Source organism: Streptomyces sp. NPDC043876 (genome assembly GCF_056435825.1).
Genome location: NZ_JBWKDV010000007.1, coordinates 154606 through 178230, shown reverse-complemented (window position 1 = coordinate 178230; position 23625 = coordinate 154606). Strand labels below are relative to the sequence as shown.

The window sequence follows — 23625 nt, the reverse complement described above, 5'->3', positions numbered from 1 at the left end:
CCGGCCACCCCCATGGGTGGCCGGCCATCGGTGCTGAGTAACGTGTGCGAATCGGGGGCGACCCAGCGCCTCCGCGAACGGGGGCACGGATCATGGGACTGACCGAGGAAATATCCGCCATGCGCGGCGGATCGGGACATCCGCAGCGTTTGCTGGGCGAATTCCGGCGGGCCGCGCTGCTCGTGCCGCTCGCCGACGGCGCGGTGATGTCGGGTGAGCGGGGTGGGGTGCGGTGGATCTACGCCTTCACGGACGAGGAGGCGCTGGCCCGCTTCGCGTCGGCGCGCGGGGCCGGGGATCGCGAGTGGGAGTACCTCGCGATTCTGGGGGCCCGGCTGGTGGATGCGGTGATCCCCGACGTGCCGGGTCCGGCGGGTGTCGCCGTGAACGTGGCGGACGGTGAGGGGGCGATGTTGTTCCCGCCGGTGGTGGGGATCGTCCCGGACGCGGTGGCGGTGACGGCGTGAGCGGTGAGAAGGACCTGGCGGTCGCGCCGGAAGCGGTCAAGAAGATCCAGGACGGTCTGCGTGCGGCGGTGGGTGAGCTGCGGGAGTCCGGTGCGGATGCCGGTGGAGCGTCGATGGGGGCGGGGTTCAGTTCGTTGTCGATGACGGGCATGGAGGCCGGTCATGCGGGTCTGGCGACGGATTTCGAGGAATTCTGTGAGAAGTGGGAGTGGGGGGTGCGCTCGCTGATTCAGGATGCGAGCACGCTGGCGCAGGCGCTGGGGATTTCGGCGGGGACGTTGTGGGAGGAGGACCACTACGTCCAGGGAGCGCTGAAGGTCGCGGCGAACTCGGCCTACGGGAATCCGCACGCGAGTGAGGACGAGATCGAGGAGAAGGAGTGGGGGGACATCTTCCGGGCGGATGTGTACAAGCCCGATTTCAGTGCGGAGTCCTTCCAGAAGAGCGGTGAGGACATCAAGAACACCTGGTCGCAGACCGGGGAGAAGCTGACGAGCACCGGGAAGATCGGCTCGCTGAAGGACCTGGTCGATCAGGCCACGGGTGACGGGGACGGTAAGTAATGGGGCTCGGCGACTTCATTCCGGACTCCGTCGAGGACTGGGTCGAGGACCGTACCGAGGACGTCGGCGACGCCATCGAGTGGACCGGCGACAAGGTCGCCGGACTGGCCGACAAGGTGGGGCTGGAGGACGCGGGCGACTGGATCCGCGACAAGAGCCGCTCGGCCGCCAACCAACTGGGCGCCGACGTGGCCGAGCTGGAACTCGGCCAGACCGAGGACCCCACCAAGCTCGTCTACGGCAGCGTCTCCAAGATCCGCGCCCAGGCCGCCCACCTCCAGGACTTCAAGGCCGCCTTCGACAAGGTCGGCAACGGCCTCAAGGGCCTGGACTCGGACGGCCTGAAGGGCAAGACGGCGGACGCCTTCCGGGAATCCGTCGCCAAGGAGCCGCCCCGCTGGTTCAAGGCGGCCGAGGCCTTCGGCAAGGCCGCCGTGGCCATGGGGGGATTCGCCGAGACGGTGGAGTGGGCGCAGGGGCAGGCCAAGGAGGCGCTGGCCGACTACAACGCGGCCAAGAAGGCCTCGACGGACGCCCGCAACGCCTACAACAAGCAGGTCGACACCTACAACGACGCCATCGACGCGAAGAAGGACACGCTGCCGCCCAAGCCGGGTGCCTTCACCGATCCGGGCGTGGCGCTGGCGAGTGCCGCGCAGGACAAGCTCGACGGGGCGCGCAAGCAGCGCAACGAGGTGGCGGAGACGGCCAGGACGGCGGTCCGCGCGGCCCGGGACGCGGCCCCGCCGAAGCCCTCGTACGGCGAGCAGTTCGGTGACGGCATGCAGTACCTGGACATCGCCAAGACGCACCTGACCGGCGGTGTCATCAAGGGCACGGCGGGCCTGCTCAACTTCGTCCGCTCGGTCAATCCGATGGACCCGTACAACCTGACGCACCCGGCCGAGTACGCGACCAGCCTGAACTCCACCGTCGCCGGGCTCGTGACCGCGGTCAACGACCCCATGGGCGCGGGCAAGCAGATGCTCGACCAGTTCATGAAGGACCCGTCCGAGGGCATCGGCAAGATGCTCCCCGAACTCATCGGGACGAAGGGTCTGGGACTGGCGAAGAAGGCCGGCACCGTCGCCAAGCTCGCGGACGACATCCCGACGGGGCCCGGCCGCAAGGCACTCACCGGTGACGGCCCGGAGCTGCACAAGACGCCGGACGGGGAGCGGACCACGGGCGGCACGGACCCCGTGGACCTCGCCACCGGCCGGATGTACCTCCCGCAGACCGATGTGGTGCTGCCGGGGGCGCTGCCCCTGGTCTTCACGCGCCGGGCGGAGTCCGGCTACACGGCGGGGCGCTGGTTCGGGCCCTCCTGGAGCAGTACGGTCGACCAGCACCTGGAGATCGACGCCGAGGGCGTGGTCCTGGTCGCGGAGGACGGCCTCCTCATCGGCTACCCGCACCCGGCGCCCGGCGTCCCGGTGCTGCCCGCCAGGGGCCCGGCCCGGCCGCTGGAACGGACCCCCGCCGGCGACTACACGCTCACGGACCCGGCGACCGGTCACGTCCGCCGCTTCACCGAGCCCGGGCTGTCACCGGACGGCGACGGTGTGGCGCCGATCGCGGAGCTCTCGGACCGCAACGGGAACACGATCTCCTTCGAGTACGACGCCGAGGGCACCCCGGTCGGCATCGCCCACAGCGGCGGCTACCACCTGCGCTTCGAGACGGCCGGGGGCCGGATAACCGCCCTGCACCTGACCGGCGGCCCGCGGATCCTGGCGTACGGCTACACCGACGGACATCTGACCGAGGTCACCAACTCCTCCGGCCTGCCCCTGCGCTTCACCTACGACGAACGCGGCCGGATCACCTCCTGGACCGACACCAACGACAGCCGCTACGACTACGCCTACGACGACCGGGACCGCTGCGTCGCCGAGGGCGGCAGCGGCGGGCACCTCGCCCTCACCCTCGACTACGACGGGTTCGACCCGGCCACCGGCCACCGGGTCACCAGCGTCACCACCGCGGCTGGGGACACCCGCCGCTACCTGATCGACGAGCACTGCCGGGTGGTCGCCGACATCGACCCGCTCGGCGCCGTCACGCGCTACACCTACGACCGGCACGGACGCCCGACCTCCCGCACCGACGCCCTGGGCGCGACCTCCCACCAGGAGTACGACGAGGCGGGCCGGATCATCCGCTCCGTCCGCCCCGACGGCCGGGCGGCCGGGACCGAGTACGACCGGCTGGGCCTGCCGGTACGGGTGGCGAACGCCGACGGCACGGTCGTCCGCCAGACCTACGACGAGCGCGGCAACCGCACCTCGCTCACGACCTCGGCGGGCGCGGTGACCACCTTCGCCTACGACGAGCGGGGCCACCTCACGGCGGTCACGAACCCGCTCGGCGCCGTCACCCGCACCACCTGTGACGCGGCGGGCCTCCCCCTCACCACCACCGATCCGCTGGGCGCCGTCACCCGCTTCGAGCGGGACGCCTTCGGCCGCCCGGTCAGGGTCACCGACCCGCTCGGCGGGGTCACCGTCATGGAGTGGACCACGGAGGGCCGGCCCGCCCGCCGGGTGGATCCGGACGGCAGCGAGCGGCGCTGGGTCTACGACGGCGAGGGCAACTGCACCGCCTTCACCGACCCCTCGGGCGGGGTGACCCGCTTCGAGTACACCCACTTCGACCTCCTCGCCGCCCGGACCGGGCCGGACGGGGTGCGGTACGCGTACACCTACGACGCGGCGCTGCGGCTGACCGGCGTCCGCAACCCCCAGGGTCTGAACTGGGAGTACACCTACGACGCGGCGGGCCGGCTGACCTCGGAGGCGGACTTCGACGGCCGGACCCTGCGGTACACCTACGACGCGACCGGGCGGCTCGCCTCGCGGGTGAACGCCGCGGGCGAGGAGATCGCCTACGAGCGGGACGTGCTCGGCCGGATCGTCCGGAAGACCTCCCCGGCGGGTACGGCGACCTTCGAGTACGACGTCTTCGACCTGCCCGCGGCGGTGACCTCGGCCGACGGCACCATCCTGGTCCGCCTCCGCGACCGGCACGGGCGCCTGGCCGAGGAACGCGTGGACGGCCGTTCGGTCCGCTACGCCTACGACGAGCTGAGCCGTCCGGTGACCCGGACCCTGCCCAGCGGGGCGCGGGCGCAGTGGACCTACGACGAGGCCGGTCACTGCACCGCGCTGAACGCCTCCGGCCGGACCCTGACGTTCGAGCGGGACGCCGCAGGACGGGAACTGACCCGGCACATCGGGGAGAGCACGGCCCTGCACCACACCTTCGACCCCGTGGGGCGGCTCACCACCCGCCACATCACGGGCTCGGACCAGCGGACCCTCCAACGCCGCGGCTACACCTACCGGGCCGACGGCAACCTGCTGGAGATCGACGACGAGACGAGCGGCCCGCGCCGCTTCACCCTGGACGCCGCGGCCCGGGTGACCGGGGTGGACGCGGCCTCCTGGTCGGAGCGGTACGCCTACGACGAGGCGGGCAACCAGACGTCCGCCGACTGGCCGCAGGCCCACCCCGGTGCGGACGCCGTCGGAGCGCGCGAGTACAGCGGCACCCGGATCACCCGGGCGGGCCGGGTCCGCTACGAGCACGATGCCCAGGGCCGGGTGGTCCTGCGGCAAAAGACCCGGCTCTCCCGCAAGCCCGACACCTGGCACTACGTCTGGGACGCGGACGACCGGCTGACCGAGGTGACCACCCCGGACGGCACCCGCTGGCGCTACCGGTACGACGGACTGGGACGCCGCGTCGCGAAACGGCGTCTTGCCCCGGCTCCGGGCGCCGGTGTTTCACGTGAAACAACGGGTGTTTCACGTGAAACCGACGTTTCACGTGAAACAACGCCGCAGGAGACCGAGTGGGAGGTAGTCGAGGAGACCCTCTTCACCTGGGACGGCACCACTCTGGCCGAGCAGACGACCCACGTACGGGACAGCCCGCACGAGGTCACGCTCAGCTGGACCCATGCCGGCCTGCACCCGCTCACCCAAGTGGAGTCCATCCGGGCCGCCGCCGTCCCGGGGGGGCCGCGGGCACCCCGGGAGCCGTCGCAAGCGGAGATCGACAGCCGGTTCTTCGCCATCGTCACCGACCTGGTCGGCACGCCGACGGAGATGATCGACGAGCAGGGCGCGCTGGCCTGGCACACCCGTTCCACCGTGTGGGGAGCGACGAGCTGGAACCGGGACGCCACGGCCTACACACCGCTGCGCTTCCCCGGCCAGTACTACGACCCCGAGACCGGTCTCCACCACAACCACTTCCGGACCTACGACCCGGAGACGGCCCGCTACCTGACCTCGGACCCCCTGGGCCTGACGCCCTCGTCCAACCCGGTCGCGTACGTCACCAACCCGCTGGTGTGGGCCGACCCGCTGGGCCTGAGCGGCTGCCCGGCGGCAGGCAAGGAGCAGTTGGCGCTGCCCAAGGCCGAGCGGGAACCGCCGAACATGTACGGGACGCCGATCACCTCGCGGCTGGCGCAGCCGGGCGAGGAGTTCAACATGGTGCTGTCCAAGGGGCAGCCGGCCACCAGCCCCGGCGGCTTCGGTACGTTCGAGGGGGTGCCCAACCAGCAGTACGTACGTGACCAGCTGGCCATTCGTACCGACTGGAAGGACGACGTCTCCATGCTCCAGCGGTACCGCTTCCCGGACACCGGCGACCCCATCCGGATCCAGGAGAGCATCATCGGGCCCCAGACGGACCCCAAGCTGGGCCATCTGCCCGGCGGGGTCAGCCAGCTGGAGATCCTGAACTACGAAGACCGAGCCCGGCTGATCCCAGTCGGCCCTCCCGTGGAGATCCCCAAGTAATGACGCAGGAACCGGACGTGGCGGTCGAGTGGACCGCCGGTGAGACCACGGTGCGCTGGAACGACGGCGCCGCCACCGTGGCCAAGGAGCACGCCAAGCCGCCGCAGTCCGTCATGGCCTGGACGCAGGACGGCGAGACGCTCGTCCTGGTGGTCGAGGCGCTGGACACCCGGCCCTTCACCCCGAAGGACAACGCCGTCGTCTACCGGGCGGACGGCTCGGAGCGCCTCCGGCTGAGCCCGCCCGCGGACCTGTTGTCCGATCCGAACGCGGTGCTCGGGTTCTACAGCGGCTTCCCGGACTCCGAAGGCCGGCCGCTCCTGGTCATCGCCACCCGCTCGGGCGACTTCCAGGGCCGTCCGGACCTGGCGGCGGGCGTGGTCCGGGACGCCCGTACCTGGCGCTGACACTCCGCCGGCGGCGCTGGAGGCCGCCCGCGTCCGGGCCGGACCCGGGCGGTGACGCGGTAGCGTGCCGCCGGGGGAAGGGGGCCGGGGTGTCGATCGCCGAGTTGCAGGTGTACTCCGTCGAAGAGGCGGACGTGTCCGGCGGCGTGTGCGTGGTGCGCTGCATAGGGGGCGTCGCGCGCGCCGGACAGGTCTACGCGGCCGGGGAGTTGCGGCTCGGGCTGCGGCGGATCGAGCGCTACGGCCGCACCGTGGGCTTCTTCGCCGCGGGGAACGTGGCGAAGGTGCACCTGACGGGGGCCGTGGTCGCCCTGCTCACACGGGGGCAGGTGCTGACCTCGGTGCCGCCCGACGGGCACGCGCTCGGTGAACTGGAGGCCTGGCTGGCCACCGATCCGCCGCTGGAGGACGAGCCCCGCCCGCTGGAGCTGCGCACCCTGGCCGTGGGCCGCGTACAGGCCGACTGGCTGCCGGACGAGGTGCGGCTGCGCTGGGGGCGGGTGGCCGTGACCGCGAGCCGGCGCAAGGCGGCCTGGACGGGGGAGGACGTGCTGGCGGCCGCCGCGGAGGAGGCGGCCGTACGCGGCTACCTCCTCCAGCAGTTCGGCCCCGGACCCGGTGGCGACCCCGCGGCGCTCTGCCGGGACCTGCTGGCGCTCATCGACCTGACCCCCGAGGAGGCGGCCCGCGAGGCCCGGTCCTGGCGGGACCTGCCCAAGGCCCGCATCCTGCATCTGCGCCGGATCAAGAACCTGCTGCCCTGGCTGGCGCTGGCCCGGCCCCACCTGGAGCCGCAGGACCCGCTGGGCGCGTCCGTGGACGCGTGGTCGGAGGTCCGGCCGCGGCTTCCCTGAGGCGGTGGTCCGCGCGGCTTCACGAGGGTGCAGCACAGCGCGAGGGTGATGGCGTCACCGCTGGTCACGGAGGCGGGTACGCCAGTTGCGCGGCGTGTCCCGGCGGGGGCCGCGGGGCTCCGGGTTGCGGGAGCTGACGGGGTGTCGGTGAGTGGGTGGCGGCGGCACGTCCCATGCCGTCACCGCGCCCCGACAGGAGAGAACGTTGCACCGCTTCACCCGATACACCGTGCCCGCAGTCCTCTGTGCCTCCCTGCTGGCCGTGTCCCCCGGCCTCGCGGGAGCGGCCTCCCCGGCCGCGCCCCGGCCCGCGGTCCCCGCTGCCGGTGCCATTCCGGGGACGGACGCCCTGCTCGCGCAGGTCCAGTCCCTCGGCGCCGTCGGCGGGGTCATCACTCCGGTCACCGACCTGGTCGGCGCCGTGCTCAAGGCCCCCGACGGCAAGCTCCCTGAGGCGGACGCGGCCAAGCTGAAGAAGGCGGTCGACGACGCCGTCGCCAAGCTGCCGAAGCTCCCGGCTGACGCGCCCAAGCCCCCGGCGGACGCCCCGAAGCCTCCCGCCGAGCTCCCCAAGCCCCCGGCGGACGCCCCGAAGCCTCCCGCCGAGCTCCCGAAGCCCCCGGCGGACGCCCCGAAGCTTCCGGCTGACGCGCCCAAGCTCCCGGCGGACGCCCCGAAGCTTCCCGCGGACAAGCTTCCCGCGGATGCGCCCAAGCTGCCCGCCGATGCCCCGAAGCTTCCCGCTGACGCCCCGAAGCTTCCGGCGGATGCCCCGAAGCTTCCGGCCGCCGCGCCCAAGCTGCCCGCCGCCCTGCCGGGGGCCGCGAGAGCAGGGGCGGGGAAGGACGGTCCGGTGGACGCGGTCGGGCCCGCCGTGGAGAACCTCAAGAAGGCCGTCGACGGAGTGCTCAAGGCCTCGGGGCCCTGCGGCTGCTCGACCGACGCCACGAGCAAGTCCACCGACGTCGTGTCCTCCCTGCTCGCCCTGCTCACGGCGCTCCTGACCGGGGCCGGCCTGCCCGCCCTGCCCACCGAGTAGCCCGCCGGCCGGGTCCCCGGTGTCCTCCGCCGTCCCGCGGAGCACCGGGGACCGGACCGCCGACGGGTCGTGGCGGCGGTCGAGGACGCCGTGGTCACCGCGGCGCCGTGAGCGCGGCCGGGCCGCCCACCACCCGGTGCTGTACGGCCTCCAGCGGGCCGCGCGGGAAGCGGCGCAGCCACCACCCCGACCCGGCGACCAGGAGCAGGCTCACGCCCGCCCACAGGCCCATCACCCACCAGGGCCCGGCCCCCAGCCGCTGCGCGAGGCCCAGCCCGGTCCCGTAGCAGAGCAGGACGCAGAGCAGGTTCTGGCCGACGTAGCAGGACAGGGCGGTCCGGCCGACCGAGGCGAGCCCGCCGACCAGAGGCCGCGGCAGCCGTGCCCGGTCCAGGGCGCAGCCCAGGAGGCCCAGGTAGCCGATCGCGATCAGCGGGGCGATGCCGTAGCGGCCCAGGACGAAGAAGTCGGGTCCCCCGAGCGCGGCCGCGGCGCCCAGCGGCAGCCCGAGGCCCAGGCCCCAGCGGGCCATCCGCACCCGCAGCCGGTGGCCGCCGGAGGTCGGGGCGAACGCCCCCGCGCGGTACAGCCGGACCCCGAGGAGGAAGAGGAAGACCAGCAGCCCGAAGGTGAAGACGGGCTCGACGCGCAGCCCGGCGGCGTGGCCGAGCCGGTAGCCGATCTGGTCGCCCCAGCCGCCTCGGGCGTACAGGTCCACGAGCGCGGGATCCGGTTCCACCGGGGCGTCGTCCGGGCGGCCCAGCGCGGCCAGGGTGACCAGCGAGATCAGCGCCACGTGCACCGCGCCCGCGGCCCACATCACCCGGCGCCGCACCCGCTCGGAGCGGGCCAGCAGCCAGGCGGTGAGGAGCGCGGTGACGGCGTACCCCATCAGCACGTCCCACGCGAAGACCAGGACGAAGTGGACGGTGCCCTCCAGGAAGAGGAAGGCGGCCCGCCGCCCGTAGCGGCCGGGCCAGGGCGCGCCGCGGCGGGCGGCGGACTCGTACTGGATGGCCAGGCCGACCCCGAACAGGACGGTCAGCAGGGACAGGAACTTGCCGTCCGCGAGGAAGCGGAAGAGAGCTTCGGCGATCCCGGCGACCGAGGGGCCGCCCGGCTCGGAGAACGGGTCGGGGGCCACCATGGCGCCCTGGAGGACGCTCGCCTCCGAGCCGGGGGCGGTGAAGATCCACACGTTGGTCATCAGCGTGCCGAGGATCGCGGCCCCGCGCAGGACGTCGAGCAGCGGGAGCCGGGTCGGGGGGAGCCGGGTGTCGACCGGCGCGTCGTGGGTCATGGTTCCAGCGTTCCGGCGGGCCGGGCGGGGCACGTCGTGCGGCCGGACGAGACCGGCGTACATCCTTCGGTGCAGCGGAGGGTGCGGCCGGTCGTCCACATCGCGGACGACCGGCCGCTTGCACCTGTCTTGTATCTATGCTGTGCACATGCCATCAGCCAGCTCCGTAACCCTCGCGCCCACGGCCGCCGAACGGGTCTACCAGCACGTCAAGAACGGCGTGCTGGACCGCCACTACGAAGGCGGGACCCTGCTCACCGAGGGCGAACTCGCCGACGCGGTCGGGGTGTCGCGCACCCCCGTGCGCGAAGCGCTGCTGCGCCTGGAGACGGAAGGGCTGATCACGCTCTATCCGAAGAAGGGCGCACTGGTCCTGGCCGTCTCCGCGCAGGAGATCGCGGACGTCGTCGAAACCCGGCTGCTGGTCGAGGAGTTCACCGTCCGACGGGCCGTCCCGGCCGCACCCGCCCTGCTGGCGCGGCTCGCTGACCTCATCGAGGAACAGCGCCGGCACGCCGCGGACGGCGACCTCTCCGCGCTGATCGCCGCCGACCGCTGCTTCCATGCCGAGATCGTGCGCAGCGCCGGCAACCGGATCCTCTCCCGGCTCTACGACCAGCTGCGCGACCGGCAGCTGCGGATGGGCGCCCGGCTGCTGCACGCGCACCCCGAACGGATCGAGAAGACCCTCGCCGAGCACACGGAGATCCTCGACGCGCTGCGCGCCGGGGACGCCGACGGCGCGGCCGCGGCGGTACGCGGGCACGTCGGGCGGGTCGCCGCCCTGGTCCGGGGCGACGCGCGATGAGCGGCCCCGCCGGGGCCTCGGCCGTGCCCGCCCCCGCGCCCGACGCCGTCGCCGCGGCCGCCCTCCCCGCGGTCCCCGCCGCCGTCGAGCCGGCGCACCCGCCGAAGGATCCGCCGGGTGGCCGCCGGGCCGTTTTCGTCTGGTCCATCGGCGTCGCCGTCTACTTCGTCGCCGTCATCTTCCGCACCAGCCTGGGCGTCGCGGGCCTGGACGCCGCGGCCCGCTTCCACGTCAGCGCCTCGGCGCTGTCCACCTTCTCGCTGCTCCAGCTGCTCGTGTACGCGGGCATGCAGATACCCGTCGGCCTGATGGTGGACCGGCTCGGCACCAAGAAGGTGCTCACGCTCGGCGCGGTGCTCTTCACCGCCGGACAGGTCGGCTTCGCGCTCTCCCCGTCCTACGGGACCGCGCTCGCCGCGCGCGCCCTGCTGGGCTGCGGCGACGCGATGACCTTCATCTCGGTCCTGCGGCTGGGCACCCGGTGGTTCCCGGCCCGGCAGGCGCCGGTGATGGCGCAGCTGGCCGGGCTGGTCGGCATGGCGGGCAACCTCGTCTCCACGCTGGTGCTGGCGCCGGTCCTGCACGGGGTGGGCTGGGTGCCGGCCTTCGCGGGCAGCGCGGTGGCGGGGCTGGTGGTCCTGGTGCCGCTGGTGCTGTTCCTGCGCGACCACCCCGAGGGGCACGCGCCGGCGCCGGTAGTGCGGGGCGAGGGGGGCTACGTACGCCGTCAGATCGCCGAATCCTGGCGCGAGCCCGGGACCCGGCTCGGGCTGTGGGTGCACTTCACGACGCAGTTCCCGGCGATGGTGTTCCTGCTGCTGTGGGGGATGCCGTTCCTGGTCGAGGCGCAGGGGCGCTCGCGCGGGGGCGCCGGTGGGCTGCTGACGCTGATCGTGGTCGCGAACATGGGGTTCGGGCTGGTCTACGGGCAGCTGGTGGGGCGGCGGCAGTCCGCGCGGATTCCGCTGGCGCTCGGCACGGTGGGGGTGACGGCGCTGCTGTGGGCGGCGGTGCTGGTGTATCCGGGGCGGGCGCCGATGTGGCTGCTGGTCGCGCTGTGCGTGGTGCTGGGGACGTGCGGGCCCGCGTCGATGATCGGCTTCGACTTCGCCCGGCCGGCGAATCCGGCCGCGCGGCAGGGGACGGCGTCCGGGATCACGAACATGGGCGGGTTCATCGCTTCGATGACGACGCTGCTGGTGGTGGGGGTGCTGCTGGATGCCACCGGGGACGATTACCGGATCGCGTTCTCGTCGGTGTTCGTGCTGGAGGTGCTCGGGGTGTCGCAGATCCTGCGGTTGAGGGGGCGGGCGCTGGGGGTTGAGCGGGGGCGCAGTGGCTGCGGGGCCGTTGGTTCCGGGGCGGGGGTGGTTCCGGGGCCCGGGCCCGCCACCGGGCCCGGACCTGCCACCGGGCCCGGACCTGCTACCGGGCCCGGGCCCGCTCCGGTTTCCGGGTCTTCGGCCACGGCCGAGGCCTGACCGGGCCGTCCGTGCCGTGCCGCCCGGCGAGTGTTTGGGTGGCCCTCGATCGCCGGGCGGCTCGTATGCCTCCGGCGGCGCCTCAAACGCCGGCGGGGCTGGGTTTGGTGCCGGTGGCGGGCGCCTGACCGTGTGGCGGGCTGGGTGTGGTGCAGGCTGGTGCGCCGCCGGCTGCCTCCGGCGGCGCCTCAAACGTCGCCGGGGCTGGGTGTGGTGCGGGCGGTGGGCGCCCGCCCGGGTGAATTTGGTGCGGCTTCGCTACGGCGTGACCGCGAAGTGGGACAGGATCGCTTCCGCCAGGTTCTGGTCGCCCTCCACCTTCACGCGGTCCGCGAGGGGGCGGCGGCGGCCGCGGCCGGCGGCCAGGGGGACGTAGGTTTCCCAGTCCATGGTGAGGGTCACCGCCGGGCCCAGGGACGGGGCGCTGTGCATCGTGCCGCGGCCCGCGGCGTCGACGCGGACCGTGCGCATGAACTCCAGCGCGCCGTGCACGTCCAGCACCACCGCCGACCCCGCCGGGGCGCCCGCCTTCTTCGCGACGACCTTCGGGAGCCCCGCCAGCAGCAGGTCCCGGGCCACCGCCGCGCCGGGGGAGTCCCAGTTCCCCGGGACCCCGAGGGCGGTCCGCAGGTCCTGCTCGTGGATCCACACGTCGAAGGCCCGCAGCCGCAGGGCATGCTCCAGCGTCGTCTGCTCGCCCAGCGGCCCGCGCACCATCGTGGTGGCCGGATCCCGCTTCTCGTTGCGCAGCTGCCGCATCCGCCGGATGACGGTGTACTCCAGTTCCGAGGTCATCTCGGGGGCGGTGTGGTGGCGCCGGATGTCCACCTGCACCTCCATGTACCGGGTGAACTCGTCCACCACGTGGCGCAGGTCCCGCGGAAGGGTGTGGATGGGGCGCGGGTCGCCGAGCTGCTCGCATTCGATGCCGATGATGTGTGACACGACGTCACGGACCGACCAGCCGGGGCACGGGGTCGCCCGGTTCCACTCGGCCTCCGGCAGGGGGAGCACCAGCTCGGATATCGCTTCGATGGAGTGGGTCCACGCATCGACATAGGGCTCAAGGCTGGGATGGACGGTCAACGGGACCCCTCGCGTGCTGTTCAGTGGCGCGTTGTGGACTGGTGGGACCGGCTGGCGGCGGCACTGTCAAAGTTACGCTGCCGGTGAGCACCCCGGCAGTGCTTTCGTGTGACGATCGTAGGCCCCGAGTTGACGGCTTGAACGCCAGAACGGTGGTAGTGTGCGCGCCTCCCTGATCCAAATCGCGGTGAACGAGGGCGATTCGGCGGTTTCCCGACGTGCCCGCGTCGCGGACCTCGTCCGCGAACAGAGCGGCTCCGACCTGGTCGTGCTGCCCGAACTGTGGGGTGTCGGCGCCTTCTCGTACGAGCAGTTCGAGACGGAGGCCGAACCGCTGGACGGGCCCACCTTCGAGGTCATGTCGAAGGCGGCGCGCGACGCCGGTGTCTGGCTGCACGCGGGCTCGGTCGTGGAGCGCTCGGGCGACGGATCCCTCTACAACACCGCCCTCGTGCTGACCCCCGGGGGCGAGCTGGCGGCCACGTACCGCAAGATCCACCGCTTCGGCTTCGACCAGGGCGAGGCCGTGCTGATGTCGGCGGGCGACTCCCTGACCACCGTCACCCTGCCGCAGACCGTCCTCGGCATCGCCACCTGCTACGACCTGCGCTTCCCCGAACTCTTCCGCGGCCTGGTCGACGCGGGAGCGCAGACCCTGGTGGTGGCCGCGGGTTGGCCCGCCCGCCGCCGCGCGCACTGGACCCTGCTGAACCGGGCGCGCGCCGTCGAGGACCAGGTGTACGTCCTGGCCTGCTGCACCGCCGGTACGCACGCCGGGGTCGAGCAGGCGGGGCACAGCCTGGTGGTGGACCCGTGGGGCGAGGTGATCGCCGAGGCGGGCCCGGGCGAGGAGGTGCTGACCGTGGACCTCGACCCGGCGAAGGTCCCCGCCACCCGGGAGCAGTTCCCGGCGCTCAAGGACCGGATGCTGGGCATCCGTCCCCCGGCCGTACCCGGCTCCTGGACCGTCTCCTAGGCACGGACCATCGCGCGGGCGGCGGGCGGCGGGCGGCGGGCGGCGGGCGGCGGACCAGCGGGCGGCGGACGGCGGGGCCGGGCCGGCGGGTGAGCGCCGGGCGCCGCCGTCGGAGCTCACCCGTCCTCCGCCCGCTCCTCGTCCCGGTCCTCGTCCCGCTCCTCCCGTTCCTTCTCGGCCATCCGGATCACGCACACGGCCACCGCCAGCAGCAGCGCCGCGTCCGTCTCCTCCCGGACCACGTCCATGGCGTACGTCTCGCGGACCCGGTACCACTGGCGGGAGATCAGCGACAGCAGCTCGCCCTCGTACTCGACCTTGAACTCGCGGTCCAGGATCCGCCCGCTGACGTCCAGTTCGGTCCCCTCGGACAGCGTCACGCGGTAGTGGTTGCGCAGCAGCGAGAACCGCTTCTTGCGGATGACGGCGAGCTGGCGCCCGTCCCGCTCCAGGGTCATCGCGTCGCGGAAGCTGAACATCTTCTCCCGCAGCGTGATCAGGATCCGGCCGTCCGGGTCCTTCAGCTCCAGGGTGTCGCGGACGCGCAGGGCCTTCCCGTCGACCAGGAAGGCGGGCCGGCCCGCCTCGTCCTCGACCCAGTAGTCGTCCCCGATGGCCAGCACTTTGTCCCGAACCAGGTATTTCATGCCGTATCGCTGCCCGCGATAGGTTGCGGCCATGCCTCCGCTCCCCGCCCCGCACCTGCTCTACGTGACCGACCTGGCGTACCCGGCGCGCGGCCGCCGCTACGGCGACGAGGACATATTCCTCACCTCGCGGCTGCGCCGGGACTTCGCCCTCGCCCTGTGCCACCCGCTCGACGCCCGCGCCCTGCTGCCGGCCTTCGACGCGGTGGTCGTCCGCAACAGCGGGCCCGTCCTGCACCACCAGGAGGCCTACGACGCCTTCCGCGCCCACGCCCTCGCCACCGGCGCCCGGGTCTACAACCCGCTCACCGGCCGCGCCGACATGGCGGGCAAGCAGTACCTCCTGGACCTCACCCGCGCCGGGTACCCGGTGATCCCCACCGTCGACGACCCCGCCGACCTGCACCTCCTGCCGCAGGTGGCCGAGTACGCCGTCAAACCCCGCCAGGGCGCCGACTCGATCGGCCTGGCCTTCACCGCCGACCCCGCCGCGCACCTCGCGGCGGCGCGGGAGCGGGAAGCGGCCGCCGCGGGCGCGCTGCTGGTCCAGCCGCGGATCGACTTCGCCTACGAGGTGTCCTTCTACTTCGTCGACGACGCCTTCCAGTACGCCCTGTACGCCCCGGACCCGGCCCGCCGCTGGGAACTGGAGCCCTACGCCCCCACCCCCGCCGACCTGGACTTCGCCCGCGCCTTCATCGCCTGGAACACCCTGTCCCACGGCATCCAGCGGGTCGACGCCTGCCGCGCGCCCTCCGGCGGCCTGCTCCTCGTCGAGCTGGAGGACCTGAACCCCTACCTGTCCCTGGACCTGCTCCCGGAGCCCGTCCGTGACGCCTTCGTGAACGCCCTGACGACCTCCCTGCGGTCCTTCCTGGGCTGATGGCACTCCTCGATCTCTGAAAATAGACAACAGAACACCGAACTCGTAGTCACACTGAGTGTGTGCATCGAGACGCGTTCTGTGACCTGTACCTCCGTCTGTCCCTCGACCGGGATGGCAAGACCGCAATCGAACGGCAGGAAGCCGACTGCCGTACCTGGGCCGAACGCAATGGTCTGACCGTCCGCAAGGTCCACGTAGACAGAGGGCGCTCCGGCTACAAGACCGTTGAGCGCAAGGGCTTCGATGCCGCGCTGGTGGCAGTCACGGCGGGCGTCGTCGGCACACTGATCGTCTGGAAACTGGACCGTCTTTCCCGCAAGGGCATCGGCCAGGTGGGCAAGGTGCTGGACGACATCGAGAACGCCGGCGGCCGTCTCGTCTCAGTCCTGGACGGTCTGGACACCTCGAACGACTCGGCGCGCATGGTTGTCGCGATGCTCGCTGACCTCGCCCGGTCCGAATCGAAGAACCTCGGTGCGCCCGTCGGCCACGCCAAGCGCTACCTCCGTAGCAAGGGCCAGTGGATCGGCGGACAGTCTCCCTATGGGCTGCTCATCGACCCGAAGACCAGAAAGCTTGTCCACGACCCGGAGCATGCCGTCTACGCCCGCCTGATCGCGGATGAAGCGCTCGCCGGGACATCGTTGGTCAAGATTGCCCGGCTCCTCAACGAATACGAGATCCTGTCGCCCAGGGGCGGGCAGTGGAATGCAGCCAGCATCATGCAACTCCTGCGTTCACCGGCCTTCGCCGGTCTGATGCCGGAGACCGAGACCGTTGAGACGGACGACGGCGAGCGGAAGTACACGGGCAGGGTCTTTCCGTACCGCGATCCCGAGACACGCGACACGGTGGAGATCGGCGTGGGGATCATCACGGTCACAGAGCGCGAACGGATCATCCGAACATTGGAATCCAGAACGTTCGTGCACGCGGGAAAGCGGCGCCCGAAGCCCGAGGGGACGGCGCTGCTCACAGGACTCGTCTACTGTGCGGTTCCTGGCTGCGGTCGCCGGATGCACCGTGTGGGCGGCAGTTATCAGTGCATGGCGCGTCGCGCGGGCAACCAGTGCATCGGAGCGTCAGCGCTGGCTGAGGCGGTGGACCAGTACGTGACCGAACAGTTCCTCACGAAGCTCCCGGCGCTCGAACCGGACGATCCGCTGCTTGTCGCGATCGCAGATCGCTGGGTTCGCCGTGTGGACCCGGAGACCTTCGCGAAACGTGATGCGCTCAGCGCGGAGATCCAGGACGAGGAAGGCCGCCTGGCCGATCTGGAGGATGCGCGCTACGTGCGCGGTGAGTTCAGTGGCGCGGCAGCCGTGGAACGCTACAACCGGCTTTCAGAGCGCTTGAGGGGACGTATCGACGGCCTCCGCGGCGACCTCCACAGGCTCCCCATGCCGCTCGTGGACGTGTCTCCCATGCTCGATGACGTCACCCTGCGCCAGGCATGGACGGACGCGACGAACGAGGACCGGCGCGAACGGCTGTCGCTCGCCATGGACCGCGTTGAGGTGAGCAAGGGTGTGCGCGGGCGGCGCATCATCGCCGAGCAACGCGTCCAGATCCATTGGGCACAGCCGGCGGGAACCGACACTCTTGCCTGAACACCACGGCGTGGCCGAGACCGTAGCCGTGCGCAGGGAGCGCCGCCGCGTGCTCTACGAGGGGGATCGCCGTTCCCACACGCACAGGGGGTTCTCGGCAGTCGCCGTGGTGGAACGTATGGCCTGAGCAGGTGCTTCGTGCGGGCGTGATCCTGCGTTCACAGGCAGATGGCAAGCTTGAAGGATGAACGATGCTGCCCCGGCGCCCACCCCTGCGCCCGCGCCCCGCCGACGCGCCCGTCTCCGTGCCCCCGAGCTGATCGGCAAGGGCGGCTGGCTGAACACAGGTGGGAAGGATCTGACCCTCGCCGACCTGCGAGGTAAGTGCGTTGTTGTTGATTTTTGGACCTTTTGCTGCATCAACTGCCTGCACGTCCTCGACGAGCTGCGGGAGCTGGAGGAGAAGCACCGGGACACCGTCGTGATCATCGGTGTGCACTCGCCGAAGTTCGTGCACGAGGCCGAGCACCAGGCCGTCGTCGACGCCGTCGAGCGCTACGAGGTCCACCACCCCGTCCTCGACGATCCCGAGCTGGCCACCTGGAAGCAGTACGCCGTCCGCGCCTGGCCCACGCTCGTCGTGATCGACCCCGAGGGGTACATCGTGGCGCAGCATGCCGGGGAGGGGCACGCGCACGCCATCGAGCGGCTCGTCGAGGAGCTGGAGGCGGAGCACGCGGCCAAGGGGACGCTGCGGCGCGGGGACGGCCCGTACGTGGCGCCCGAGCCCGTCGCGACCGACCTGCGCTTCCCCGGCAAGGCGCTCGTCCTGCCCTCCGGGAACGTGCTGGTCTCCGACTCGACCCGGCACCAGCTGGTGGAGCTCGCCGCCGACGGCGAGAGCGTCGTGCGGCGGATCGGCGGGGGCGTGCGCGGCTTCGGGCCCGACGCCTTCAGCGAGCCGCAGGGCCTCGCCCTGCTGCCCGACGGGCGGGTCGTGGTCGCGGACACGGTCAACCACGCGCTGCGGGTCTTCGACCCGGCCACCGGGGCCGTGGAGACCGTCGCGGGGACGGGCCGCCAGTGGTGGCAGGGCTCGCCGACGGCCGGGCCCGCGCGCGAGGTGGACCTGTCCTCGCCGTGGGACGTGGCCTGGTGGCGGGGCCGGGTGTGGATCGCGATGGCGGGCGTGCACCAGCTGTGGACCTGGGACCCGGAGACCGACACCGTCGCGGTGGCGGCCGGCACCACGAACGAGGGGCTGGTCGACGGGCCCGCCGCCGAGGCCTGGTTCGCGCAGCCCTCCGGGCTCGCGGCGGCCGGGGACCGGCTGTGGATCGCCGACTCGGAGACCAGCTCGCTGCGGTACGCGGAGCCGGACGGGGACGGCGGGTACGTCATCGCGACCGCCGTCGGCAGCGGCCTGTTCGACTTCGGCCACCGGGACGGCGAGGCGGGCCAGGCCCTGCTCCAGCACCCGCTCGGGGTGACCGCGCTGCCGGACGGCTCGGTCGCGGTCTGCGACACGTACAACCACGCCCTGCGCCGTTACGATCCCGCCACGGGCGAGGTCAGCACGCTGGCCACCGACCTGCGCGAGCCCAGCGACGCCGTGCTCGTGGGCGACGACATCCTGGTCGTGGAGTCCGCGCGGCACCGGCTGACCCGGCTGCGGCTGCCGGAGGAGGCCGTCCGCGTCGAGTCCGTCGCCCACCGCACGAAGCGCGCGGCCACCGAGGTGGCCCCGGGCACGCTGCGGCTGGACGTGGTCTTCCGCGCCCCGGCCGGGCAGAAGCTGGACGACCGCTACGGGCCCTCCACCCGGCTCCAGGTCTCCTCGACGCCGCCGGAGCTGCTGGCCGAGGGGGCGGGCCAGGGGACGGACCTGTTCCGGGACCTGGTGCTCGCGGAGGGCGTCACCGAGGGCGTGCTGCACGTGTCCGCGATGGCGGCCTCCTGCGACGACGATCCGGAGAACGAGTACCCGGCCTGCCACATGCACCAGCAGGACTGGGGCGTGCCGCTCACGGTGGTCGCCGGGGGCGCGGTGCGGTTGCCCTTGGTGTTGGCGGGTATGGACGACTGACCGCCGGTCGGCCACCGGGCGCGGGCGGATGTGGCTCCGCCCGGTGGACGCCCGCCGCTCGGTCCGCCCTCCGGGGGCGCCTCAAACGCCGGCGCGGCCGCCCGCCCCTCAGCCCTCCAGGAACGACACCAGGGCGTTGGCCAGCAGGTACGGGTCGTCCGCCCCGCACAGTTCGCGCGCGCTGTGCATGGAGAGGATCGCGACGCCGATGTCGACGGTCTGGATGCCGTGCCGGGCGGCCGTGATCGGGCCGATCGTCGTGCCGCAGGGCATCGAGTTGTTGGAGACGAAGCTCTGCCACGGCACGCCCGCGCGCTCGCACGCCGCGGCGAAGACCGCGCGCCCGCTGCCGTCCGTCGCGTACCGCTGGTTGACGTTGACCTTGAGGATCGGGCCGCCGTTGGCGCGCGGGTGGTGCGTCGGGTCGTGCCGCTCGCCGTAGTTGGGGTGGACCGCGTGGCCGGTGTCCGAGGAGAGGCAGATGGTGCCCGCGAAGGCGCGGGCGCGGTCCTCGTAGCTGCCGCCGCGCGCGAAGACAGAACGTTCCAGCACGTTGCCCAGCAGCGGCCCGTCGGCGCCCGTGTCGGACTGCGAGCCGTTCTCCTCGTGGTCGAAGGCGGCCAGCACCGGAATGTGGTCCAGGTGTTCGGCGGTGGAGACCGCGGCCAGGGCGGCGATGCCCGCGTGGACGGACAGCAGGTTGTCCATCCGCGGGCCGGCGAGCAGTTCGCGGTCGCGGCCCAGATAGGCGGGCGGCTCGATCGAGTGGACCATCAGGTCCCAGCCCGCCACCGAGCCCTGGGCCAGGCCCTCTTCCTCCTCCAGGAACGCGATCAGATCGCCTTCGCGGGCCTCGCCCAGGCCCCAGATCGGCTGCATGTGCCGCTGCTTGTCCAGCTTGAGGCCGTCGGTGTTGACGGACCGGTCCAGGTGCACGGCGAGTTGCGGCACGCGCAGCAGCGCCCGGTCGATGTTGACCAGCCGCTCGGTGCCGTCGCGCAGGGTGAGCCGTCCCGCGAGGCCCAGGTCCCGGTCCAGCCAGGTGTTGAGCAGGGTGCCGCCGTAGACCTCGACGGCGATCTGCCGCCAGCCCTGTGAGCCGGTGTCAGGCAGCGGCTTGACGCGGAGGTTGGGGGAGTCGGTGTGCGCGCCGATGATGCGGTACGGCGTGTGCGCGGCCGCGCCCTCGGGGACGTACCAGGCGATGAGCGCGCCGCCGCGCAGGACGAACTTGCCCCCCGCGCTCGAGTCCCAGGCGTCCGTTTCCGACAACTGCCTGAAGCCGGCCTTTTCCAGCCGCTCGCCCGCGTTGGCGACGGCGTGGTACGGCGAGGGGCTCGCCGCCAGGTAGGTCATCAGATCGTCGGTGTGGCCGCGGTCGAAGCGGGCGGGAGAGCTCATGTGGTTCACCTTAACGACGGTCGTGTTCGTCATGGCCGGGCTGTGGCGGATCGCCGACGGACAGCCGGGGAACGAGGGCGCGGTGGTGTGTGAACTGCGATCCCGGTCGGCTCAGCCCGGCGGACGCTCGAAGCGCCGCTGCAGCTGCCTGCGCTCGCCCCGGCGGATGCGCGGGAGCATCTCGGGGGTCTGCGCGGAGCGCTGCTCGCGCCTCTTGCGTCCGGCGCAGAAGATACAGGCCTCACCGGGCGGCGCGTCGGGATCCATCGGTGCGCCGGGATGTTCGGAGCATCCCGAGGCGTTGCGCGGGCGGGACAGCTCGCGGGCCACGATGAAGGCGCGGTGCAGGTCGTCGGCGACGCGGACGAACTCCTCGTCCGGTGAGCCGATGGTCAGGTGGAAGCGCGAGTCGTCGAGCGTGCGCAGGTAGTGCCGGAGCTTTTCGAGGGTGTACGGGGGCTCCGGCACCGGGTAGCCGAGCCGGCGCTGCTCGCCGGCGGGAGCGGGGGCGGGGACCGCGCCGCGGCCGCGCAGGCCCATCCGGCGCCGGTCGTTGCAGAGCAGGCAGCGGCCCCAGCCGTCGGGGGCCTCGGGGTCCAGGGCGCCGTTGGGGTGCTGGGGGCAGCCGGTGTAGCTCTTGGAGGGAGCCAGCGCCGCGGCCGTCTGGAAGGCGGTGTGGAGGGCGTCGGCGATGCCGTCGTACTCGGCGGGGTGCGAGCCCTCGTAGAGGTCCTGCATGCGGTCGCCGAGGGTGCCGAGCTTGCCGTGCAGCTCCTTGAGGGCGTACGGCCGCCCGGTCGGGACGGAGTACCCCCTGCTGTGCTGCTCCTGTGCGCTCATGCCTACGAGCGTCCCACGAACCGCCGACATCTCGTGCACGCGGTCGGCCGGACCCCCTGTGAGCTGGGGGTCCGGCCGGCGCGCGTACACCGCGTACGTCTTCGGTATCGACGGGGAGGGTCCTAGAAGGCGGCCTCGTCGAGGTCCATCAGGGTGTTGTCGACGGCCTCGGCGAGCTGGCGCTGGACCGCGACGCCCGGCAGGACCTGGCCGGCGAAGAACTTCGCCGCGGCGATCTTGCCCTGGTAGAACGCGACGTCCTTGGCGGAGGCGTTCGGGAGCTTCTCGGCGGCCACGGCCGCGCCCTTGAGCAGCAGGTATCCGACGATCACGTCACCGGAGGCCATCAGCAGGCGGGTGGTGTTCTGGCCGACCTTGTAGATGTTGCGGACGTCCTCGCCGGTGGCGGTGAGGTCGGTGACCATCTGGCCGACGATGGCCTCCAGGTCCACGGCGGCCTTGGCCAGCGCGTCGCGGGCGCCGGCCAGCTCCTCGCCGCCGACGGCCTCGGCGAGGAACTTCTTGATCGTCTCGGTGAGGACGTTCAGCGAGGCGCCCTGGTCGCGGACGATCTTGCGGAAGAAGAAGTCCTGGCCCTGGATCGCCGTGGTGCCCTCGTAGAGGGTGTCGATCTTGGCGTCCCGGATGTACTGCTCGATCGGGTATTCCTGCAGGTAGCCGGAGCCGCCGAAGGTCTGCAGGGACTGCGCGAGCTGCTCGTAGGACTTCTCGGAGCCGTAGCCCTTCACGACCGGCAGGAGCAGGTCGTTCAGGCCGACGAGGGACGAGGCGTCCTCGCCCGCGGCCTGCTTGACCTGGATCTCGTCCTGGATGGACGCGGTGTACAGGACCAGGGCGCGCATGCCCTCGGCGTAGGCCTTCTGCGTCATGAGCGAGCGGCGCACGTCCGGGTGGTGGGTGATGGTGACCTTCGGCGCGGTCTTGTCCATGAAGTTCGCCAGGTCCGGACCCTGCACGCGCTCCTTGGCGTACTCCAGGGCGTTCAGGTAGCCGGTGGAGAGGGTGGCGATGGCCTTCGTGCCGACCATCATCCGGGCGAACTCGATGATCATGAACATCTGGCGGATGCCGTCGTGCTTGTCGCCGATCAGCCAGCCCTTGGCGGGGTGCTGGTCGCCGAAGGTCATCTCGCAGGTGTTCGAGGCCTTGAGGCCCATCTTGTGCTCGACGTTCGTGGCGTAGACGCCGTTGCGCTCGCCCAGCTCGCCGGTCTCCCAGTCGAAGTGGAACTTCGGGACCAGGAAGAGGGACAGGCCCTTGGTGCCCGGGCCGTGGCCCTCGGGGCGCGCGAGGACGTAGTGGAGGATGTTCTCCTCCATGTCGTGCTCGCCCGAGGTGATGAAGCGCTTGACGCCCTCGATGTGCCAGGAGCCGTCGGCCTGCTCGATCGCCTTGGTGCGGCCGGCGCCGACGTCCGAGCCCGCGTCGGGCTCGGTGAGGACCATGGTGGAGCCCCAGCGCTTCTCGACGGCGAGCTGCGCGACCTTCTTCTGCGCCTCGTTGCCCTCCTCGTGGAGGATGCCGGCGAAGGCCGGGCCCGAGGAGTACATCCAGATGGCCGGGTTCGAGCCGAGCAGCAGCTCCGCGTAGCCCCAGATCAGGGAGCGGGGGCAGGTGGTGCCGCCGATCTCCTCGGGCAGGCCCAGGCGCCAGTACTCGGAGTCCATGAAGGCTTCGTAGCTCTTCTTGAAGGACGCCGGGACGGGCGCGGTGTTGGTGGCCGGGTCGAAGACCGGGGGGTTGCGGTCGGCGTCCGTGAAGGACTCGGCCAGCTCGTTCTCGGCGAGGCGGGTCAGCTCCGACAGGACGCTCTTGGCGGTCTCGGTGTCCATCTCCCCGAACGGGCCGGTGCCGTACAGCTTGTCGCGGCCGAGCACCTCGAACAGGTTGAACTCGATGTCGCGCAGATTCGACTTGTAGTGCCCCATGGCTACGGCTCCGTTTTAAGGATCGGGGAGACAGGTTCCTCGTACTTACCAATCGGTAATGTCATGATGCTACCCGCGGGTAATAAGAATCAACCCTTGCTCGACGACTGTGACCAGCATCAAGCCAGAAACGCTGGAGAGCCGCTCAAGAGGGTCCGGCCGTGCAGCCCACCGCCTTCTGCGCGGCGGGGAGGTACGCCTTGATGAAGGCGGCCAGGGCCTCGCGCCGCTTCGGGACATCGTCGGTCTTGGCCGGCGGGAAGGCCTCGACGACGAAGGCGCTCGGCTTGCCCTGGTACGTGCACCGGGCGGCGGCGATGACCATCGCGTCCGACACCCACCCCTGGTCGCCGACGTCGATCTTCCGCGGGTTGCCCGCGCGGTTGAGCTGGTCGCCCTGCTCCTTGATCAGGTCCAGTCCCGGCTCGGTCACATCGCCCCTGATGGTCAGGCCGCCCTGCTTGTCCACGG

The 23625-nt window shown here is 72.0% G+C and carries 19 protein-coding genes; 12 read left to right on the top strand and 7 right to left on the bottom strand.

The window, feature by feature from the left end:
- Positions 1-92 precede the first annotated feature (92 nt).
- From AC0693_RS22625 to AC0693_RS22600, 6 genes are all read left to right on the top strand, one after another.
- Positions 93-467, top strand: a complete 375-nt coding sequence (locus AC0693_RS22625) for an SseB family protein (RefSeq protein ID WP_356402987.1) — start codon at positions 93-95, stop codon at positions 465-467.
- Entirely contained in the window at positions 464-1030 is a 567-nt protein-coding gene (locus AC0693_RS22620) for a hypothetical protein (protein WP_469316014.1), read from the top strand. The genes AC0693_RS22625 and AC0693_RS22620 overlap by 4 nt, the downstream gene beginning before the upstream one ends.
- On the top strand, positions 1030-5844 hold the full coding sequence (locus tag AC0693_RS22615) for a putative T7SS-secreted protein (protein WP_478802692.1): 4815 nt from the start codon (positions 1030-1032) through the stop codon (positions 5842-5844). Before AC0693_RS22620 ends, AC0693_RS22615 begins: the two co-directional genes overlap by 1 nt.
- On the top strand, positions 5844-6251 hold the full coding sequence (locus AC0693_RS22610; RefSeq protein WP_478802691.1) for a hypothetical protein: 408 nt from the start codon (positions 5844-5846) through the stop codon (positions 6249-6251). The genes AC0693_RS22615 and AC0693_RS22610 overlap by 1 nt, the downstream gene beginning before the upstream one ends.
- A gap of 89 nt (positions 6252-6340) precedes the next feature.
- Complete coding sequence (locus AC0693_RS22605; protein ID WP_356402976.1) at positions 6341-7105, top strand: hypothetical protein; 765 nt, start codon at positions 6341-6343, stop codon at positions 7103-7105.
- A gap of 229 nt (positions 7106-7334) precedes the next feature.
- Complete coding sequence (locus AC0693_RS22600) at positions 7335-8144, top strand: hypothetical protein (protein ID WP_478802690.1); 810 nt, start codon at positions 7335-7337, stop codon at positions 8142-8144.
- Positions 8145-8238: 94 nt separating this feature from the next.
- Here AC0693_RS22600 and AC0693_RS22595 read toward each other — a convergent pair whose 3' ends face one another.
- Positions 8239-9444, bottom strand: coding sequence for a DUF418 domain-containing protein (locus tag AC0693_RS22595; protein WP_478802689.1), 1206 nt, complete (start codon positions 9442-9444; stop codon positions 8239-8241).
- A 148-nt stretch (positions 9445-9592) separates the two neighbouring features.
- Here AC0693_RS22595 and AC0693_RS22590 point away from each other — a divergent pair, with 148 nt between their 5' ends.
- Complete coding sequence (locus AC0693_RS22590) at positions 9593-10252, top strand: GntR family transcriptional regulator (RefSeq protein ID WP_478802688.1); 660 nt, start codon at positions 9593-9595, stop codon at positions 10250-10252.
- Positions 10249-11733 carry an MFS transporter gene (locus tag AC0693_RS22585; RefSeq protein ID WP_478802687.1) on the top strand — a complete coding sequence of 495 codons (1485 nt, stop codon included), beginning with the start codon at positions 10249-10251 and terminating at the stop codon, positions 11731-11733. Before AC0693_RS22590 ends, AC0693_RS22585 begins: the two co-directional genes overlap by 4 nt.
- Positions 11734-11991: 258 nt before the next feature.
- On the opposite strand, the gene AC0693_RS22580 is transcribed toward AC0693_RS22585, so the two are convergent.
- Positions 11992-12819 carry a maleylpyruvate isomerase family mycothiol-dependent enzyme gene (locus AC0693_RS22580; RefSeq protein WP_469316021.1) on the bottom strand — a complete coding sequence of 276 codons (828 nt, stop codon included), beginning with the start codon at positions 12817-12819 and terminating at the stop codon, positions 11992-11994.
- 160 nt (positions 12820-12979) lie between these two features.
- On the opposite strand from AC0693_RS22580, the gene AC0693_RS22575 reads away from it, so the two are divergent.
- Positions 12980-13795, top strand: a complete 816-nt coding sequence (locus AC0693_RS22575; RefSeq protein ID WP_478802686.1) for a carbon-nitrogen family hydrolase — start codon at positions 12980-12982, stop codon at positions 13793-13795.
- A 116-nt stretch (positions 13796-13911) separates the two neighbouring features.
- Here the strand turns inward: AC0693_RS22575 and AC0693_RS22570 are convergent, their stop codons facing one another.
- Positions 13912-14442, bottom strand: a complete 531-nt coding sequence (locus tag AC0693_RS22570; protein WP_469331378.1) for an LURP-one-related/scramblase family protein — start codon at positions 14440-14442, stop codon at positions 13912-13914.
- A 31-nt stretch (positions 14443-14473) separates the two neighbouring features.
- Between AC0693_RS22570 and AC0693_RS22565 the strand changes: the two genes are divergently transcribed.
- The 3 genes from AC0693_RS22565 (at position 14474) to AC0693_RS22555 (ending at position 18964) form a co-directional block, all read left to right on the top strand.
- Positions 14474-15325, top strand: coding sequence for an ATP-grasp domain-containing protein (locus AC0693_RS22565; RefSeq protein WP_478802685.1), 852 nt, complete (start codon positions 14474-14476; stop codon positions 15323-15325).
- Between the two features lie 62 nt (positions 15326-15387).
- Positions 15388-16938, top strand: coding sequence for a recombinase family protein (locus AC0693_RS22560; RefSeq protein WP_478802684.1), 1551 nt, complete (start codon positions 15388-15390; stop codon positions 16936-16938).
- A gap of 184 nt (positions 16939-17122) precedes the next feature.
- Positions 17123-18964 (top strand): NHL domain-containing thioredoxin family protein, encoded by a 1842-nt coding sequence (locus AC0693_RS22555; RefSeq protein WP_469331143.1) that lies wholly within the window; start codon positions 17123-17125, stop codon positions 18962-18964.
- 108 nt (positions 18965-19072) lie between these two features.
- Here AC0693_RS22555 and AC0693_RS22550 read toward each other — a convergent pair whose 3' ends face one another.
- The 4 genes from AC0693_RS22550 to AC0693_RS22535 all read right to left on the bottom strand — a co-directional run bounded on the left by AC0693_RS22550 (position 19073) and on the right by AC0693_RS22535 (position 23623).
- Positions 19073-20365: a M18 family aminopeptidase gene (locus AC0693_RS22550; protein ID WP_356402950.1), complete on the bottom strand. Its 1293-nt coding sequence runs from the start codon at positions 20363-20365 to the stop codon at positions 19073-19075.
- Positions 20366-20476: 111 nt separating this feature from the next.
- On the bottom strand, positions 20477-21205 hold the full coding sequence (locus tag AC0693_RS22545) for a hypothetical protein (protein ID WP_469316027.1): 729 nt from the start codon (positions 21203-21205) through the stop codon (positions 20477-20479).
- 122 nt (positions 21206-21327) lie between these two features.
- The gene (locus AC0693_RS22540) at positions 21328-23154 is read right to left on the bottom strand and encodes an acyl-CoA dehydrogenase (protein ID WP_356402945.1); all 1827 of its coding nucleotides are present in this window, start codon (positions 23152-23154) and stop codon (positions 21328-21330) included.
- A 145-nt stretch (positions 23155-23299) separates the two neighbouring features.
- Positions 23300-23623 (bottom strand): hypothetical protein, encoded by a 324-nt coding sequence (locus AC0693_RS22535; RefSeq protein ID WP_469316029.1) that lies wholly within the window; start codon positions 23621-23623, stop codon positions 23300-23302.
- Positions 23624-23625: the final 2 nt, after the last annotated feature.

Excerpts from the sequence above, each read along its gene's own strand:
- AC0693_RS22570 (WP_469331378.1), bottom strand. The coding sequence starts at position 14,442 with ATGAAATACCTGGTTCGGGACAAAGTGCTGGCCATCGGGGACGACTAC.
- AC0693_RS22585 (WP_478802687.1), top strand. The coding sequence starts at position 10,249 with ATGAGCGGCCCCGCCGGGGCCTCGGCCGTGCCCGCCCCCGCGCCCGAC.
- AC0693_RS22555 (WP_469331143.1), top strand. The coding sequence starts at position 17,123 with ATGAACGATGCTGCCCCGGCGCCCACCCCTGCGCCCGCGCCCCGCCGA.
- AC0693_RS22610 (WP_478802691.1), top strand. The coding sequence starts at position 5,844 with ATGACGCAGGAACCGGACGTGGCGGTCGAGTGGACCGCCGGTGAGACC.
- AC0693_RS22545 (WP_469316027.1), bottom strand. The coding sequence starts at position 21,205 with ATGAGCGCACAGGAGCAGCACAGCAGGGGGTACTCCGTCCCGACCGGG.
- AC0693_RS22540 (WP_356402945.1), bottom strand. The coding sequence starts at position 23,154 with ATGGGGCACTACAAGTCGAATCTGCGCGACATCGAGTTCAACCTGTTC.
- AC0693_RS22550 (WP_356402950.1), bottom strand. The coding sequence starts at position 20,365 with ATGAGCTCTCCCGCCCGCTTCGACCGCGGCCACACCGACGATCTGATG.
- AC0693_RS22615 (WP_478802692.1), top strand. The coding sequence starts at position 1,030 with ATGGGGCTCGGCGACTTCATTCCGGACTCCGTCGAGGACTGGGTCGAG.
- AC0693_RS22595 (WP_478802689.1), bottom strand. The coding sequence starts at position 9,444 with ATGACCCACGACGCGCCGGTCGACACCCGGCTCCCCCCGACCCGGCTC.
- AC0693_RS22565 (WP_478802685.1), top strand. The coding sequence starts at position 14,474 with ATGCCTCCGCTCCCCGCCCCGCACCTGCTCTACGTGACCGACCTGGCG.
- AC0693_RS22625 (WP_356402987.1), top strand. The coding sequence starts at position 93 with ATGGGACTGACCGAGGAAATATCCGCCATGCGCGGCGGATCGGGACAT.
- AC0693_RS22590 (WP_478802688.1), top strand. The coding sequence starts at position 9,593 with ATGCCATCAGCCAGCTCCGTAACCCTCGCGCCCACGGCCGCCGAACGG.